Origin of the sequence: Pseudomonas sp. 43(2021) (genome assembly GCF_017490805.1) — a bacterium.
Lineage (GTDB): Bacteria > Pseudomonadota > Gammaproteobacteria > Pseudomonadales > Pseudomonadaceae > Aquipseudomonas.
In genome coordinates this window covers 1-450 of the sequence record NZ_JAFGYJ010000510.1, presented here as the reverse complement: position 1 = coordinate 450, position 450 = coordinate 1, and the positions used below count along the sequence as shown (strand labels likewise).

Sequence of the window (450 nt, the reverse complement as noted above, 5' to 3'; positions counted from 1 at the left end):
GGCTGGCGGCGAAGTCTTCGAGGTTGGTTTCCTCCGGCATCCACTGCTGATGGAAGCGCGGCGCGTCGACCGCTTCCTGCAAGCCCATGCCGTAATCGATGACGTTGAGCATGGTCAGCAAGGTCGCGGTGATGATCCGGCTACCACCCGGCGTGCCGACCACCATCACCACTTTGCCATCCTTGGTGACGATGGTCGGACTCATCGACGACAGCGGCGCCTTGCCCGGTGCGATGGCATTGGCCTCCCCCTGGACCAGCCCGTACATGTTCGGCACGCCGACCTTGGAGGTGAAGTCGTCCATCTCGTCGTTGAGAATCACCCCGGTCTTGCTGGCCATGACGCCCGCGCCGAACCAGTCGTTGAGCGTGTACGTCACCGAAACGGCATTGCCCCACTTGTCGACAATCGAATAGTGCGTGGTGTTGCTGCCCTCGTGGGGCTCTACAC

1 protein-coding gene is annotated in these 450 nt (G+C 62.2%); it reads right to left on the bottom strand.

Annotation, left to right across the window (positions count from 1 at the left end):
• Positions 1–450, bottom strand: a 450-nt coding sequence (locus tag J5M71_RS28430; RefSeq protein WP_207838973.1) for a gamma-glutamyltransferase, incomplete at both ends; no start/stop codon positions are given.